Source organism: Bacillus sp. FSL K6-3459, from assembly GCF_038003305.1.
Classification (GTDB): Bacteria; Bacillota; Bacilli; order Bacillales; family Bacillaceae; genus Bacillus; species Bacillus pumilus_O.
In genome coordinates, this window is sequence record NZ_JBBOOW010000001.1 from 1046855 (window position 1) to 1061804 (window position 14950).

Genomic DNA, 14950 nt, shown 5'->3' on the forward strand with positions numbered 1-14950 from the left:
TGATCACATATGAAAAAATGGATTTGGATGATGACTGTGTTAACCGCAATCGTCGTACTCGCTGCTTGCGGGAACCAAGGAAAAACAGAAGGAACAAAAGAGGAAACCGTCACGGTAAAAGACATGCTCAATAAAGATGGTGTGAAGATCAAGAAAAACCCGAAAAAAGTAGTCGTGTTTGATATGGGAAGTCTTGATACGCTAGACAAACTAGGTGTGAACGTGACAGCTCTACCGAAACAAGTGGTACCTAAATATTTATCGAAATATGAAGGGGACAAATATGAAAATGTCGGTGGATTAAAAGAACCGAACTTTGAAAAAATTGCAGAAATCGATCCGGATTTAATCATTATTCAGCATCGTCAAGCAGATGCATTCGATGAATTTTCTGAAATTGCTCCTACGATTTATATGGATGTAGACAATGCTAACTATATGGAATCATTTAAAAAGAATGCTACAACGTTAGGCAAAATTTTTGATAAAGAAGATAAAGTCAAAGAAGAGCTTGCAGCTATTGATCAAAAAGTGGATGCTTTAAAGAAACAAGCAAAAGAGATAAAGAAAAATGGGCTGGTGATCATGGCGAACGACAGCAAAATGACAGCTTTTGGTCCTAAGTCAAGATACGGTCTCATCCACGATGTGTTTGGGATCACACCGGCAGATCAAAAGCTTGAGCCATCTGATAAACACGGTCAAAGCATTTCGTATGAATACATGGTCAAAACGAACCCAGATTATCTATTTGTCGTTGATCGAGGCGCAGCTATCGGAGAAGAAACTTCTGCGAAACAGCTTGTTGAAAATGATTATGTGAAATCAGTCAAAGCGGTCAAAAACAAACATGTGGTGTATTTGAACTCTGACATGTGGTATTTATCTGGCGGCGGCATTGAATCATTAACTGCCATGATTGATGAAGTAAAACAAGGGATTGACCAAAAATAATAGACGAAAAGCTGCTCATCTTGAGCGGCTTTTTTTATTGTGGATTCATAAAAATATGTTGCATGCAGGAAACTTTCATCAAAATATGTTATAGTGGAATCTACATTGATAGACTAAGATAGAGTGAGGGTTCGGAAAGGATGAAGGAAAAAACTAGATCAAAAACAAGATCCAAAAGAAGGCTGAGACCTTGGGTGAAAGCTGTGCTGTTTATCATGGCTTTTGTCATGGTGATGGCAGTATCTGTCACAGGATATGCTTACTATAAAATTTCAAAAGCGTCGGATAAGGCGCAAGTGTCATTAGAAAGAGGAGAGACCTCGCAAAAGCGTGTGAAAGCTTTTGATCCAGGAAAGGACAGCTTCTCGGTGCTCTTGCTTGGAATTGACAGTCGTCCAGGTGAAACGGTAGACGAAGCAAGAAGTGATGCGGTCTTACTGGCGGCGGTGAACCGAACAGAGAAAACGATAAAGCTCCTTAGTATTCCTCGTGATTCTTATGTTGATATACCAGGAAGGGGTTATGATAAAATCGCCCACGCCCATGCATTTGGGAGTGCAGATTTGTCAGTCAAAACGGTCGAAAATTTGTTGAATATTCCTGTAGACTATGTGATATCAGGGAACTTTAAGGCGTTTCAAGACATTGTAGATGAGCTAAACGGAATTGACGTAACGATTAAAGATGAAGGTATCGCAAAACAAATGGAAAAGGATTCAAAAGGGAAGGTTCATGTGCAAACAGGAACTCATACGTTAAATGGTGAAGAAGCATTAGCCTTTGTAAGAACAAGAAAGGCAGACAGTGACCTTATGCGCGGGAAGCGCCAAATGGAAGCACTTCAAGCCATCTTTGAAAAATCTAAATCCATTTCTTCGATCCCATCCTATGACAACATCATTGATACACTTGGTGATAATGTTTCAACCAATCTGTCCATGAAGCAGTTTATTGGTCTTTTCCCGTTATTGAGCTCATTGAAATCAGTGGATACCATTCAGTTAAAGGGCCATGATTATCAGCCTGGGAATGTGTATTACTTTGAGTTAGATGGCGCTGGATTAGAAGAAGTGAGGACAGAGCTGAGAGAACAGCTTGAATTATCATAAATAAGTAGGAGCCTGCCGCTGTGGCAGGCTTTTTGCTTTGAATGCGGAAAGCGCAACAATGAAGCCAATTCAATTCGCTTGATGAAGAAAATACCGAGTCAGCAGTTCCTCCACCCGGTGACGTATACGTGGATTAAAGTATTTATGTTTTTCTTCATAGCCATCCATGATAAATAGATACGTTGTAAATCCTTCATCGTGTTCAATTTGCTGTACCTTCATTTTTTCTTTACGTAAATGCTGCTTTAATTCATAAAGTGCCTTTTGTGCTTCCTTTAAGGCGGAGGTCACTAGCTGAATGTATGGTTCATTTAGTTTAAATGTTTGATGTTGTTTTAAGTGAGTCAAATCACGATTGAGGATGGAGACGACCATTGGAAGAAAGATGGCCTGTTCCATCATCTGAAGCTGAATTCTTGATAGTCTCGTCATGTCCAAGCCTGCTTTCTTTCTTGATAGAACACATGTTCTTATTTATTATATCGAATGAGTCAAATAATCTCAAGGGGGGGATTCATTTGTATATTTTTATGTTTTCCATGTAAAATGAAAAGTAGACAAACCTTGAAGGAGTCAAACAAGTTGACATCATTTCTTTCCTTATTTACTCATGAAAATATCACATCATTTTTTGAGAGCTACAAGGCCTTTGGACCAATTGTGGCCATATTGCTCCCTTTAATAGAAGCATTTCTTCCATTTTTACCACTCGTTGCGTTTGCTGTAGCGAATGCAAATGCATTTGGCCTTTGGGAAGGCTTTTTATTGACCTGGATTGGCGCAAGTGCAGGGTCTATTCTTGTCTTTTTACTGATCAGAAAATTTGGACAGATGAGAATGCTCAACTTTATCAGCAGGCATCCTTCCATTAAAAAATTGATGCTTTGGGTGGAGAAGCGGGGGTTTGGTCCATTATTTATTTTACTTTGCTTTCCTTTCACGCCCTCTGCTGCCGTCAATGTTGTAGCAGGTTTGTCAAGAATTAGCTTTTGGCAATTCTCATTAGCTACTTTATCTGGTAAGTGTGTCATGCTCTTTATCATTAGTTTTATTGGTTATGATCTTTCTGCTTTAGTGAAGAATCCGTTAAGAAGTATTTTTGCGGTTCTAGTTATTGCGATATTATGGTATGTTGGAAAGAGAGTAGAAAATAGGTTAAACATTCGAATGGGTAAACGTGAGGACAAAGGAGGCTCTTAATGAAAAAGAAGCCATTGCTATGGTTGATGATTATTACAGGCATCGTCTTATTGTTCCAAGTAAAGAATTTCATGTTTGTCACGTACAAAGTAGAAGGGGTAAGTATGGACCCAACTTTTACAGATGGAACAGAATTATTAATCAATAAGTTCTCGCCAAAACTCACGAAAATTAGCCGGTTTGATTATGTGTTATTTCACGGACCTAAAAATCAAATCTTGATCAAGCGGGTCATTGGACTCCCAGGAGAAACGATCAAGTACGAAGATGATCAGTTATTTGTCGATGGTGAAAAAAAGAAAGAGCCTTATTTAAAAGAGCAGAAACAACATAAAATGGGGAACGTCCTAACAGGGGATTTTCAGCTGAAAGCCATCACAGGAGACGATAAAATCAAAAACAATCATTACTTTGTGGTCGGAGATAACCGAATACATAGCTTCGATAGCCGGCATTTTGGCACCATCTCAAAGGATCAAGTTGTCGGTGTCAAAAGGAATACTAGCGAATAAAAAAAGGCGCTCTGCACATGCAAAGCGTCTCTTTTTTATTTTGCGGCTTTATAATCAGGCTGTCTTTTTGCCCATACATGATGTAAGAATCGGAAAAACGGTGGCAGCATTGCAATGACGAGAATAATTCTGACGACTTGTACAGCCACGACGAAAGTAGAATCCTCGTGTAGTGTGACCGCTGTTGTTGCCATCTCTGCAATACCGCCAGGCGAAAAAGCAAGAATGGCTGTAATGACAGAAATACCGGTGATCTCAGCAATCGCAATTGAGCTGAGGACAGTTGCAGCAATTAGTCCAGCCGAACTGACGACAGCTACAATGAGAGTGTTTTTTAGCCCGACAAACATCTCTTTATTCATTTTTGAACCGATGGTTGCACCTAGAAATACTTGAGACGCAATGTTCGCTTGTGCTGGCCAATAAGGAATCAAATCATACCCTATGAGTGCCCCCGCACCAACTTGAAGAGCTGCGACGCCTAGCATGCTGCCGATCAGCCAAGGAGCAGGGAAATGAAGACGAACTGCTAGGCGTGACATAAGCCAGGCACCTAAAATAAGCGCAGCGGTCCAAGAGATGTTTGAAAGGGTGAAAACGCCCGAAGAAAAAGCGCTCCCTTGTGTAACGACAGCCGCATCTGCTTGGTTTTTTGTATTTAAATAAAACACTGTAAATGGGATAGTGAGTACAACCATTAATACGCGTATCGTTTGCACGAGACTCACAACAGCTGTATTGGCTCCCACCTCTTGGGCAATCCCCGGCATAGCAGATAAACCGCCGGGGGCAGTTCCGACAAAGCTTGTCAGCATATCTGTTTTGCTCAGCTTCCATAAGACAAAGCCTGAGAGCATCGCTAGTAGAATAGAAAAGACGAGCATGAAACTCACGGGGAGCCAATTTTCAGCGAAAATGTGAAGGACCTTCATATTCATTTTCTGTCCGAGTTCGATTCCGAGAATGAATTGCCCAAGGAGCAGCCATCTGCTGTGAATACGTAAGGTGCTAGTTCCTTTACGCTGAAACAGGGTGGGGCGGCGCATCGCAATAAAAGCTGCTGTCATTAATGTACCTACCATCCAGCCAATAGACATACCTGTTAAAGACAAAAGAAATCCACCTAAACCGCTTATCGCAATGAGAATGAGATCGGTTCGAAGGCTGTTTCCTTGTTTCATCACATGTAAACCTTCTTCCTATATGTTTGTTCAGTAAGTGAAATGTTGTTAACTTCACTATAATACAAAAGTCTCTATAAATAAAATACGAATTTTTTCACCATTTTCATAAGATTATCTTATCACTAAATGATTGGTACATTTTTATAAAGAAAGATACCATTTTTACCAAAAACAAAATCAATATACAACGATTTTCCCCTATTTTTGTTATCAGTTGACTATCATTTTCAATTACACTACACTACATAGTGTGAGGTGATAACATGAAAATTCCTTCTTTTAAATATAATGAAAAGGGATTGAATCGTTTTTTTGGTCCTTTAGAGGGAAGAATTATGGAGATCCTTTATGAAGGTGAGGATATGCCGATTAAAGAGGTGCAGCAAAAGCTGTCAGATGAAAAGCCGATTAATTTCAATACAGTCATGACTGTGCTGAACCGCTTAACCGAAAAAGGAATTGTGGAGAAAAAAACAAAAGGGCGCTCATCTATTTATAATCCTATTTTAACAAAAGAAGAGTTTCTAAATGAGCAAACAAAATGGATTACACAAGGATTGATGGACGATTTCGGTCCACTGGCAGTGAATCATATGGTGGATGCGATTGAAAGTGCTGATCCTGAATTACTCAAAGTACTAGAAGCACGGCTAGCGTCTAAAAAAGAGGAGCAGCAAAATGAATAAAATGAAGTCGAGTTTGCTGTTTTCAGGCGGTATATTGATTGGTTTGGCCATTTTTTATCAGATGGGGTATTACGTGCTTTCAAGCTTTTTTGGCTGGAATCAAGCATATAACCTGATCCATGTATGTCAGTCTGTGCTCGAATTCTATGGATTCACTCCTTTAAAATACTTTCTGGATGCCTTAGTCCTTTACACATTGGGTTTTGCGATTTTCTATATGGCAAAGCAAATTAGAAAGTATATTCAATTCAAACGACATATGATGTTGGCAGTCGATGAGCCGTCAACCGAATCTCTGTCAGAGAAATATCAAAACGATATCATTGTGTTTCATTGTCTTGAACCACTTGCTTTTGCAATGGGAATGCTTCACCCAAAGGTTTATTTATCAACAGCTCTCATGGACATGTTGGATGAAGAAGAGGTTGACGCTGTTGTTCATCATGAATTGCATCACAAATACAGCTTTGATCCTTTAAAGGCTTTCATGTTCTCAATGCTTACAAAAGTCATTTGGTACATTCCAGTGTTAAAGCATATGAGACAAAGCTACTCTGTTTTTCGTGAAGTGATTGCAGATGACTATGCTATTCAGCAGACAGGCACTGAGCTTGGAGTAGGGCAGGCCCTTTTGAAGCTGATTAAAAAGAGAACCCAGTTTCAAAAACAAACAAAGTTTGCGGTGTCCTTTGGGGATCGGGCATTGAATTTAAGAATACAAAAAATTTTAAATCCAACTTACAATATTCCTTTTAATGTACCAATGATTCCAATTGTCACTTCAGCCATTTTAATGCTGGTCTTAATGATCATGCTCAATCTTAATTACTAATTTTTTTACTTATTAACATTACATTATGTAGTGTAAAAACAGGAGGAAATCACTATATGAAAACGAATCAAGAAATAGGAACACTTTTTGTACGCGTTATTTTAGGTATTATTTTCTTTTTACATGGGCTTCAGGCATATCAAGGAGGGCTGGGAGGCACAGCAGCATTCTTTGGTCAAATTGGTATACCTGAATTTATGGCCTATATTGTCAAGACAATTGAATTGGTCGGTGGTATCGCCTTGATTTTAGGTCTAGGAACACGTATTTTCGCAGCATTATTTGTACCAATTATGGCAGTAGCGATTATCACTGTTGGTTTTTCTAAAGGATTTGTTGGTGGTTATGAATTTGAACTTTCGCTTCTCGTCATGGCGCTTTATTTAACTCTTAGCGGCAGTAAGCTGTTATCAATTGATGGAATACTCAAGCATCAGCAGCAAAGCAATGAAGCAAAATTTCATTAAAAGATCATAAAAAACTCCTTCTGCTCTTTGTGGCAGAGGAGTTTTTTTAATAGTCGAATTTTCATTTTCTCGTTTTGAAAATGAGGAAGAGATGTGAGGTTTTGCTACATTTAGCGTTTTCTTTGACAGGTTGAATGAACGAAATATCGATTTCATTTTTTGACGGAACATACGATCTCCTATTAAAATAGGATGATCTATGATACATGGTGCGTTAAAAGATATAAAAACCATACAGCGTGCTGCTGCTCATCTTGAGCGATACGTTTCATTAGCTCTTTTGTTCCTTGATCCCGGACGTAGTCTGATACGCTTAAGTAAAAATCGACCGTTTTTTGTTCGTCTTTAAAGGCAAACATAAGCCCTTCTCTGAATTGATCTGGACAAGGTTCTGTTACGCTTGGTTTGTGGTTTTTACCTGTTAAAGAATAATATAGCTTTGAAAATAGTTGATAGTGTCTGACTTCATCCTGGCGTATTTCTTGAATGATCTTCTTTGCTTCAGGATTTTTTGCCTTTTGGGCAAGTTTTTCGTAGCATTGGATCGCAGAATACTCACCATTGATCGCCTTCTCAAGGTCTGAAATGATCCTTGTGTTTTGTCGCATGTCATAAGGCGAGTAGTCATAGTAACCGTAATACATGATATTGCCAGCCTCCTTTTAGTTCATGATGGTTTATGATATGAGAAGAGTGAGGAAAGGTGCCTATGTTTTTTTCAGAAAGGAGAATGGGAACGTGATAGGAAAATAGCTATTTCCCTTTATTTTCGCTAGAATATGAGTACATAAGAAAGGTGTTGTGGAACGTGGAGATTCAGTTTTTAGCAGGCAGATCGGGGAGTGGAAAAACGACTGCAATCTTAGAGGAAATCAAAGAACAGCTTCGGCTTGATCCGTTGGGTCCGCCAATCATTTTTTTAGTCCCGGATCAAATGACATTTTTAATGGAATATGAGCTTGCGAAAACGTCTGAAGCTGGTGGAATGATCAGAGCTAAAGTATTTAGTTTCACTCGACTTGCTTGGTCTATTTTACAGCAGACTGGTGGAGCGAACCGGCAATTTGTGACAAGCACAGGAATTCAAATGCTTTTAAGAAAAGTGATTGAAGAGCAGAAAGACAAGTTTAAAGTATTCAAAAAAGCGAGTGATAAGCCGGGGTTTGTAGAGCAAATCGAAAAAACGATGGCTGAATTCAAAAGATACTGTATGCTGCCTGAGGATATTGAGAAAATTTCAGTGGAGAGCATGCATTCAGAGTATACAGAAGAAAGACGGGCAGCCGAAAAATTGCATGATCTCCATGTTCTTTATCAGCAAATGGAGGAGCATTTACAAGATGAATATGTGCACTCAGAAGACTATTTGACTCTACTTGCCCAGCAAATTCCTGCAGCTGAAGAAATAAAAGGAGCACATATTTATATCGATGGTTTTTATCAATTTACACCGCAACAGCTTCTTGTCATCGAACAGCTCTTGCTGCATGCAGCAAAAGTAACTGCGGCTTTTACAGTAGATCAATCCTATCATGATAGGCAGCCAAGTGAACTTGATTTATTTCGTATGACAGGTAAAACGTATTTCCAGCTCTATCAGCTTGCGAAAGAGTGCGGAGCTGACATTTCTGAAAATATTCTTGAAAGAAATCATCGACACCTTTATACACCAGATCTTGCTTATTTAGAACACCAATATGAGCAGCGGCCAGTGCAACCATATCAGGAAAACACCCCTCATCTCACAGTGTCTAAAAGTGCAAGTAAACGAGCTGAAATTGAAGGAGTAGCGAGAGACATCCTTGATTTAGTGAGAGAAAAAGGACTTAGACTGCGAGATATCTCGATTGTAGCGCGGCATGTAGACGACTATAAAGATACGTTAAAAGAGGTTTTTCGAGATTACGATATTCCATTTTTTATTGATGGAAATGAATCGATGCAGTATCATCCGCTCATCGAATTGATTCGTTCGAGCTTGGATGTCATAAAAGGAAATTGGCGGTATGAAGCGGTATTTCGCTGCGTAAAAACAGAGTTCTTATTTCCGCTTGAAATCACTAAGAACAAAGCACGAGAGCAGGCAGATCAGCTCGAAAACTATTGTATTGCTTACGGTGTAAAAGGAGAGCGCTGGACAAACGGTTCCCGGTTTCATTACAGGCGCTTCCAATCATTAGATGAGGATTTCAGGCAAACAGATCAAGAAATTGAAATGGAACAAATGCTAAATGACGTAAAAGAATGGATCGCGCCTCCGCTTTACCAGTTGCAGAAAAAGCTTAAAAAAGCACAAAAGGTAAGGGAGATGGTAGAGGCTGTCTATGTCTTTTTAGAAGAGATACAAGTACCAGATAAGCTTGAAAAAGCGAGACTTGAGGCTGAAGAAGCAGGTCGATTAGCTGAAGCAATGCAGCACGGGCAAGTATGGGATGCGGTCATTCAATTAATGGATGAATTTGTTGACATGCTAGGTGACGAAGAGCTCTCATTTCCTTTATTCCAACAGATGATAGATACAGGGTTAGCTTCTCTAAAATTCGCTTTAATTCCGCCATCACTCGACCAAGTATTTATCGGAAGTATGGATTTATCCAGAATGTATCAAGTGAAGTGTATGTTTATCATTGGTGTAAATGATGGCGTTATTCCCGCACGTCCTTCTGATGAAAGTGTATTATCTGAAGATGACCGAGAATGGTTAAAGCGAGCAGGAGCAGAGTTGGCAGAGACAGGAAAGGAACGACTGCTAGATGAGCAATTTTTAATTTACCAAGCGTTATCAAGTCCATCCCATCATTTATATTTATCCTATGCGGCTTCTGATGCAGAAGGACGTTCTCTATTGCCTTCGCCACTTATCAAGTATTGCCAGGAGCTTATGCCAAATCATCAGCAGGCTCTTTATGTGTTAGATCCAGAACAGCTGGAAGACGATGAGCAATTAAAATTTGTAGCGAATGAGCATGTTTCGTTGTCTTATACCGTCTCACAGCTCCAGCAATGGCTCAATCAATATCCCATTAGCGGTGTATGGTGGAGTGTCTATAACTACTTAATGACATCTCCTAATCGGGATGTATCAAAAAATATCATGTCAAGTTTGTTCTTTACAAATCGAGCGAAGCCATTAGAGCCTAATGTCACAAAAGAGCTTTACGGTGATCATATTCAAGGCAGTGTTTCAAGAATGGAGAAGTTCAATGCGTGTGCATTTTCTCACTTTGCTTCCCACGGTTTAAAACTAAAGGATCGGCAATTTTACAAATTGGAAGCACCTGATATCGGCCAGTTGTTTCACTCGGCTTTGAAGCATATTTCAGATACGCTAGTTGAACAAAAAAAGGATTGGAAAAACCTAACGAAGGAAGATTGTATCACCTATTCGAGACATGCAATCGAACAGCTTGCTCCGCGTCTTCAAAAGGAAATTCTATTAAGTTCTAATCGGCATGCTTATATTAAAGAAAAGCTCCAGAAAATCTTAATTCGAGTTTCTTCTATATTAAGTGAACATGCCAAGGTGAGTGGATTTTCTCCAGTAGGGCTTGAGTTAGGTTTTGGAGGTCAAGGACCTTTGCCGCCGTTTACTTTTCAATTAAAGAATGGCTGCACGATGGAGCTAGTCGGAAGAATTGACAGGGTAGATAAAGCAGAAGGTTCAAAAGGGCTGCTTTTAAGAATTGTCGATTACAAATCTAGTGAGAAAGGTCTTGACCTAGCAGAGGTATACTATGGTCTTGCCTTGCAAATGCTCACATACTTAGACCTCACCATTACGTATTCGAAGGAGTGGCTAGGCATAGAAGCAACGCCTGCTGGTATTTTATATTTCCATATTCATGATCCGCTCATTCAAGCACCGATTCCGCTTGCAGAGGATGAAATTGAGCAGGAAATATTCAAGAAATTTAAAATGAAGGGCTTATTGCTTGAAGATGTGGAAGCAGTCAAGCTAATGGATCAAACGCTTGATTCAGGTCGATCACAAATCATTCAAGCCGGCTTGAAAAAGGATGGGTCTTTCCGTTCTGATTCTGCGGTTTTAAGTGAAGATCATTTCCATATACTCACACAACACGTTCGGCGCACATTTGAAGAAGCAGGTGAAAGAATTACAAATGGAGAGGTCGCAATTAATCCATATAAATTAAAGGATCAAACACCTTGCCGCTTTTGTTCTTTCAAGTCTATTTGTCAATTCGATGAATCAATAGAAGATAATGATTTTAGGGTGCTCACCTCTGAAAAGGATGATGTTGTGATAGAACGGATCAAAAAAGAAGGGGATCAGTATGCAAATACCAAAACCGAATAACAGTACGTGGACGGATGACCAGTGGGAAGCCATCGTTTCAGAAGGACAAGATATCTTAGTTGCGGCGGCGGCAGGGTCAGGTAAAACAGCTGTTTTGGTTGAACGCCTGATTCGAAAAATGACCCGGCCTGAACACCCAGTTGATGTGGATCGACTGCTCGTTGTGACTTTCACAAACGCATCTGCAGCAGAGATGAAGCATCGGATCACAGAAGCACTTGAAAAAGAATTATCCAAAAATCCTGGGTCTCTTCATATGAGAAGGCAGCTGTCCCTCATGAATCGAGCCAATATTTCAACCTTGCACTCCTTTTGCTTGCAGGTTTTACGCACCTTTTACTATGAAATTGATCTTGATCCAGGCTTCCGTTTGGCTGATCAAACAGAAGGAGAATTATTAGGAGATGAAGTGTTAGATGAACTGTTTGAGGATGAATATAAGGCTGGGAAGCCATCATTCTTTGAACTGGTTGATCGTTACACATCTGACCGTCATGACTTAGATTTGCAATGGCTTGTGAAGAGAATTTATGAGTTTTCAAGATCTCATCCTTCTCCGAAGCAATGGATGAGGGCGTTCCTTTCACTTTATGATGTAAATACTCAAACAAAAGTAGAAGAATTACCGTTTTATCCCTATATCAAAGAAGATCTTTCGCTCGTTCTCCGGAGCTGCCAGGAGCTGCTTGAACGAGCTCTTTCGCTATCAAAAGAGCCGGGCGGTCCAGCACCGAGAGCAGAGAATTTTATAGATGATTTAGAGCAAGTCAATGAATTAATCCGTCATCAAGATGATTTTGAGAAACTTTATGAGCTTTTGCCGAACGTCAATTTTAAAAGGCTCAAAACGTGCAAAGGGGACGAATATGACCCTGCTTTATTAGAGAAAGCCACTGATGCACGTAATCAAGCAAAAAAACAATTAGAAAAACTAAAAGATGAATACTTCATGCGCAGTCCTGCCCAGCATTTAAAAAGCTTAGCTGAAATGAAGCCGATTGTGGAGACGCTTGTAGAGCTTGTGATCCAATTTGGTGAGCGCTTCGAAAGAGCGAAGCAGGAAAAGTCTATTGTCGACTTTTCCGATTTAGAGCACTATTGCTTGCGCATTTTAGCGGAGCAGGATGCAGAAGGACATTTGATCGAAACAGAAGCTGCTAAGTACTATCAACAGCAGTTTGAAGAAGTGCTCGTTGATGAATACCAGGATACAAACCTTGTACAAGAAACAATTTTAAAACTTGTATCTAAAGGAGAACATTCTTCAGAGGGTAATCTGTTTATGGTTGGTGATGTCAAGCAGTCTATTTATCGTTTTAGACTGGCTGAGCCCATGCTCTTTTTAAACAAATATAAACACTTTCAACCAGACGGCAAAGAAACAGGGAAGAGAATCGATTTAAATAAAAACTTCCGTAGCCGTTCAGATGTTTTAGATAGTACGAACTTTTTGTTCAAGCAGCTGATGGGGGAAACAGTTGGAGAAATTGAATATGATGAACAAGCTGAATTAAAGCTTGGGGCGAGTTATCCAGAAAGCAAAGATACAACGACAGAAATGCTTCTTGTCCATTTAGATCAGCAGGAAGCAGAAACGGGCGAAGAGCGAGAAGAGCTCGAGACCGTCCAATTTGAAGCGAGAATCATTGCTAAAAAAATAAAAGAATTAGTGGAGCAGCCCTTTCAAGTGTACGATGCAAAGCAGCAAATGACCCGGAACTTGCAGTATCGAGACATTGTCATTTTACTTCGCTCTATGCCGTGGGCTCCGCAAATGATGGAGGAATTAAAGAAGCAGGGAATCCCCGTATATGCGAATCTTTCCTCTGGTTATTTTGAAGCAACAGAGGTGTCTGTCATCCTTTCTTTGTTAAAAGTCATCGATAATCCATATCAGGATATCCCGCTTGCTGCTGTTTTAAGATCACCTCTTGTTCATTTAGATGAAAATGAGTTGGCACTGATTCGGACGAGTGATAAAAAAGGTACGTATTATGATGCTGTAAAGGCCTTTATGAGTGTGACTCATTCTGATCATCCTACATGCAAAAAACTAGAACGATTTTTCCAATTACTGCGCAAATGGCGTGATTTCTCCATCAATCATTCGGTGGCAGAATTAATTTGGGAAGTCTACCGCGATACACAGTATCTTGATTACGTTGGGGGAATGCCTGGAGGTAAGCAGCGGCAAGCGAATCTTCGCGCCCTTTATGACCGAGCCAAGCAATACGAAAAAGCTGCCTTTAGAGGGCTATTCCGATTCCTACGTTTTATTGAAAGAATGCAGGAACGTGGGGATGATCTTGGTGCGGCAAAAACGTTCAGTGAAACAGAGGACGTTGTGCGCATGATGACGATTCATAGTAGTAAAGGATTAGAATTCCCAGTCGTCTTTACCGCAGGACTTGGCAGGAACTTTAATATGATGGACTTAAACCAGTCTTATTTACTTGATAAAGAGCTAGGCTTTGGAAGCAAGTATATCCATCCTGAGCTGAGAATTAGTTATGCGACATTACCGCTTGTGGCGATGAAAAAAAAGATGAGAAAAGAGTTGTTATCTGAAGAGCTAAGGGTTTTATATGTGGCACTCACAAGGGCTAAAGAAAAATTATTTCTGGTCGGCTCTGTCAAAAATCAGGTGAAAGCATTAAGCAAATGGCAAAATGCCGCAACCGGAGAAGAGTGGCTGCTCCCAGATTTTGAACGGTATCAATCGAAAACATACTTAGATTTCATTGGACCTGCCCTCATCCGTCATCAAGCGATGTCATCTGTTTTAGAAGAAACAGGAGATGTTGTTCTTTCGCATCCGTCTACATTCACTATCTCATTTACGCAAGCTTCTGATCTTTTAAAGGAAGATATGTCACTTGAAAAGAAGGAGAAAGGCGAGATTGTACAAGCATTGATGGATGGTCTACCTGTTGAAGGATATGGTGATGCTGATGAGAAGGTGGCAGAGAGGCTCTCATGGAAATATCCGTATCTAGCGGCCTCGCAAGTCGGCACAAAGCAGTCTGTTTCCGAGATAAAAAGAATGAAAGAAATACAGGATGAGTACAGTGTTCCTTCTTCTATTCGAAAAGCTCGTGCAACGTTGTATGACCGGCCGGCTTTCATGAAGAAAAAAACACTCACTGCCGCAGAACAAGGCACCGCCATGCATACGGTGATGCAGCATATCCCGCTTCCTTCTGAGGAGCCCTATGATGAGTCACGTATAGGACACTTGCTCGAATCCTTAAAGCAGCGAGACTTACTAACAGATGAGCAGGTTCAGTCAATTAATCAAGAGGGAATCGCTGCTTTCTTCTCTACTTCAATTGGTCAAAAACTGCTAAAAGCGGACTGGGTGAAACGAGAGGTGTCATTTAGTATGGTGTTACCTGTTAAAGAGGTATACAGTCATATTGATACGGAGGGAGAGCCTGTTCTAATTCAAGGAATGATTGACTGTTTATTTGAAACAGATGGAAAGCTATATTTATTAGATTATAAAACTGATAGAGTTCAAGGCAGATATTCAGGTGGAATTGACGCTGCTGAACCGATCTTGAAAAAGCGTTATGAAACCCAAATCGCGTTATATGCAAAAGCGGTAGAGCGTTTGACAAACAGAACTTTAGAGGAGAAAATTCTCTATTTCTTCGATGGGAATGTAGAAATCTCTTTATAAATGTAT

12 protein-coding genes are annotated in these 14950 nt (G+C 40.0%); 9 read left to right on the forward strand and 3 right to left on the reverse strand.

Annotation, left to right across the window (positions count from 1 at the left end):
* Nucleotides 1-9 precede the first annotated feature (9 nt).
* Together MHI35_RS05070 and MHI35_RS05075 are read left to right on the forward strand one after the other, a co-directional pair.
* Nucleotides 10-954 (forward strand): siderophore ABC transporter substrate-binding protein, encoded by a 945-nt coding sequence (locus tag MHI35_RS05070; protein WP_211063204.1) that lies wholly within the window; start codon nucleotides 10-12, stop codon nucleotides 952-954.
* Between the two features lie 140 nt (nucleotides 955-1094).
* Nucleotides 1095-2063, forward strand: coding sequence for an LCP family protein (locus MHI35_RS05075; RefSeq protein WP_012009489.1), 969 nt, complete (start codon nucleotides 1095-1097; stop codon nucleotides 2061-2063).
* Nucleotides 2064-2132: 69 nt separating this feature from the next.
* Here the strand turns inward: MHI35_RS05075 and MHI35_RS05080 are convergent, their stop codons facing one another.
* Entirely contained in the window at nucleotides 2133-2495 is a 363-nt protein-coding gene (locus tag MHI35_RS05080; RefSeq protein WP_003210969.1) for a hypothetical protein, read from the reverse strand.
* Nucleotides 2496-2645: 150 nt separating this feature from the next.
* Between MHI35_RS05080 and MHI35_RS05085 the strand changes: the two genes are divergently transcribed.
* Together MHI35_RS05085 and lepB are read left to right on the forward strand one after the other, a co-directional pair.
* Nucleotides 2646-3263, forward strand: a complete 618-nt coding sequence (locus MHI35_RS05085; RefSeq protein ID WP_224925117.1) for a TVP38/TMEM64 family protein — start codon at nucleotides 2646-2648, stop codon at nucleotides 3261-3263.
* A complete protein-coding gene (gene lepB, locus MHI35_RS05090; protein WP_041815362.1) occupies nucleotides 3263-3775 on the forward strand; it encodes a signal peptidase I in 513 nt (170 codons plus the stop codon). Before MHI35_RS05085 ends, lepB begins: the two co-directional genes overlap by 1 nt.
* 35 nt (nucleotides 3776-3810) lie before the next feature.
* Here the strand turns inward: lepB and MHI35_RS05095 are convergent, their stop codons facing one another.
* On the reverse strand, nucleotides 3811-4956 hold the full coding sequence (locus MHI35_RS05095) for an AbrB family transcriptional regulator (protein WP_144522837.1): 1146 nt from the start codon (nucleotides 4954-4956) through the stop codon (nucleotides 3811-3813).
* 266 nt (nucleotides 4957-5222) lie between these two features.
* On the opposite strand from MHI35_RS05095, the gene MHI35_RS05100 reads away from it, so the two are divergent.
* Genes MHI35_RS05100 through MHI35_RS05110 form a run of 3 tightly spaced genes read left to right on the forward strand, consistent with a single transcriptional unit; the run spans nucleotide 5223 to nucleotide 6944 of the window.
* Complete coding sequence (locus MHI35_RS05100; RefSeq protein ID WP_003210872.1) at nucleotides 5223-5645, forward strand: BlaI/MecI/CopY family transcriptional regulator; 423 nt, start codon at nucleotides 5223-5225, stop codon at nucleotides 5643-5645.
* On the forward strand, nucleotides 5638-6477 hold the full coding sequence (locus MHI35_RS05105; RefSeq protein WP_144522811.1) for a M56 family metallopeptidase: 840 nt from the start codon (nucleotides 5638-5640) through the stop codon (nucleotides 6475-6477). The genes MHI35_RS05100 and MHI35_RS05105 overlap by 8 nt, the downstream gene beginning before the upstream one ends.
* A 56-nt stretch (nucleotides 6478-6533) precedes the next feature.
* Complete coding sequence (locus MHI35_RS05110) at nucleotides 6534-6944, forward strand: DoxX family protein (protein ID WP_335348916.1); 411 nt, start codon at nucleotides 6534-6536, stop codon at nucleotides 6942-6944.
* Nucleotides 6945-7141: 197 nt separating this feature from the next.
* Here MHI35_RS05110 and MHI35_RS05115 read toward each other — a convergent pair whose 3' ends face one another.
* Entirely contained in the window at nucleotides 7142-7588 is a 447-nt protein-coding gene (locus MHI35_RS05115; RefSeq protein ID WP_003211961.1) for a ferritin-like domain-containing protein, read from the reverse strand.
* 164 nt (nucleotides 7589-7752) lie between these two features.
* Between MHI35_RS05115 and addB the strand changes: the two genes are divergently transcribed.
* Both addB and addA read left to right on the forward strand, forming a co-directional pair.
* On the forward strand, nucleotides 7753-11262 hold the full coding sequence (addB, locus tag MHI35_RS05120) for a helicase-exonuclease AddAB subunit AddB (protein WP_335348915.1): 3510 nt from the start codon (nucleotides 7753-7755) through the stop codon (nucleotides 11260-11262).
* On the forward strand, nucleotides 11240-14944 hold the full coding sequence (gene addA / locus MHI35_RS05125; RefSeq protein ID WP_335348914.1) for a helicase-exonuclease AddAB subunit AddA: 3705 nt from the start codon (nucleotides 11240-11242) through the stop codon (nucleotides 14942-14944). Before addB ends, addA begins: the two co-directional genes overlap by 23 nt.
* Nucleotides 14945-14950 lie beyond the last annotated feature (6 nt).

Excerpts from the sequence above, each read along its gene's own strand:
- MHI35_RS05070 (WP_211063204.1), top strand. The coding sequence starts at position 10 with ATGAAAAAATGGATTTGGATGATGACTGTGTTAACCGCAATCGTCGTA.
- MHI35_RS05075 (WP_012009489.1), top strand. The coding sequence starts at position 1,095 with ATGAAGGAAAAAACTAGATCAAAAACAAGATCCAAAAGAAGGCTGAGA.
- MHI35_RS05080 (WP_003210969.1), bottom strand. The coding sequence starts at position 2,495 with ATGACGAGACTATCAAGAATTCAGCTTCAGATGATGGAACAGGCCATC.
- lepB (WP_041815362.1), top strand. The coding sequence starts at position 3,263 with ATGAAAAAGAAGCCATTGCTATGGTTGATGATTATTACAGGCATCGTC.
- MHI35_RS05095 (WP_144522837.1), bottom strand. The coding sequence starts at position 4,956 with ATGAAACAAGGAAACAGCCTTCGAACCGATCTCATTCTCATTGCGATA.
- MHI35_RS05100 (WP_003210872.1), top strand. The coding sequence starts at position 5,223 with ATGAAAATTCCTTCTTTTAAATATAATGAAAAGGGATTGAATCGTTTT.
- MHI35_RS05105 (WP_144522811.1), top strand. The coding sequence starts at position 5,638 with ATGAATAAAATGAAGTCGAGTTTGCTGTTTTCAGGCGGTATATTGATT.
- MHI35_RS05110 (WP_335348916.1), top strand. The coding sequence starts at position 6,534 with ATGAAAACGAATCAAGAAATAGGAACACTTTTTGTACGCGTTATTTTA.
- MHI35_RS05115 (WP_003211961.1), bottom strand. The coding sequence starts at position 7,588 with ATGTATTACGGTTACTATGACTACTCGCCTTATGACATGCGACAAAAC.
- addA (WP_335348914.1), top strand. The coding sequence starts at position 11,240 with ATGCAAATACCAAAACCGAATAACAGTACGTGGACGGATGACCAGTGG.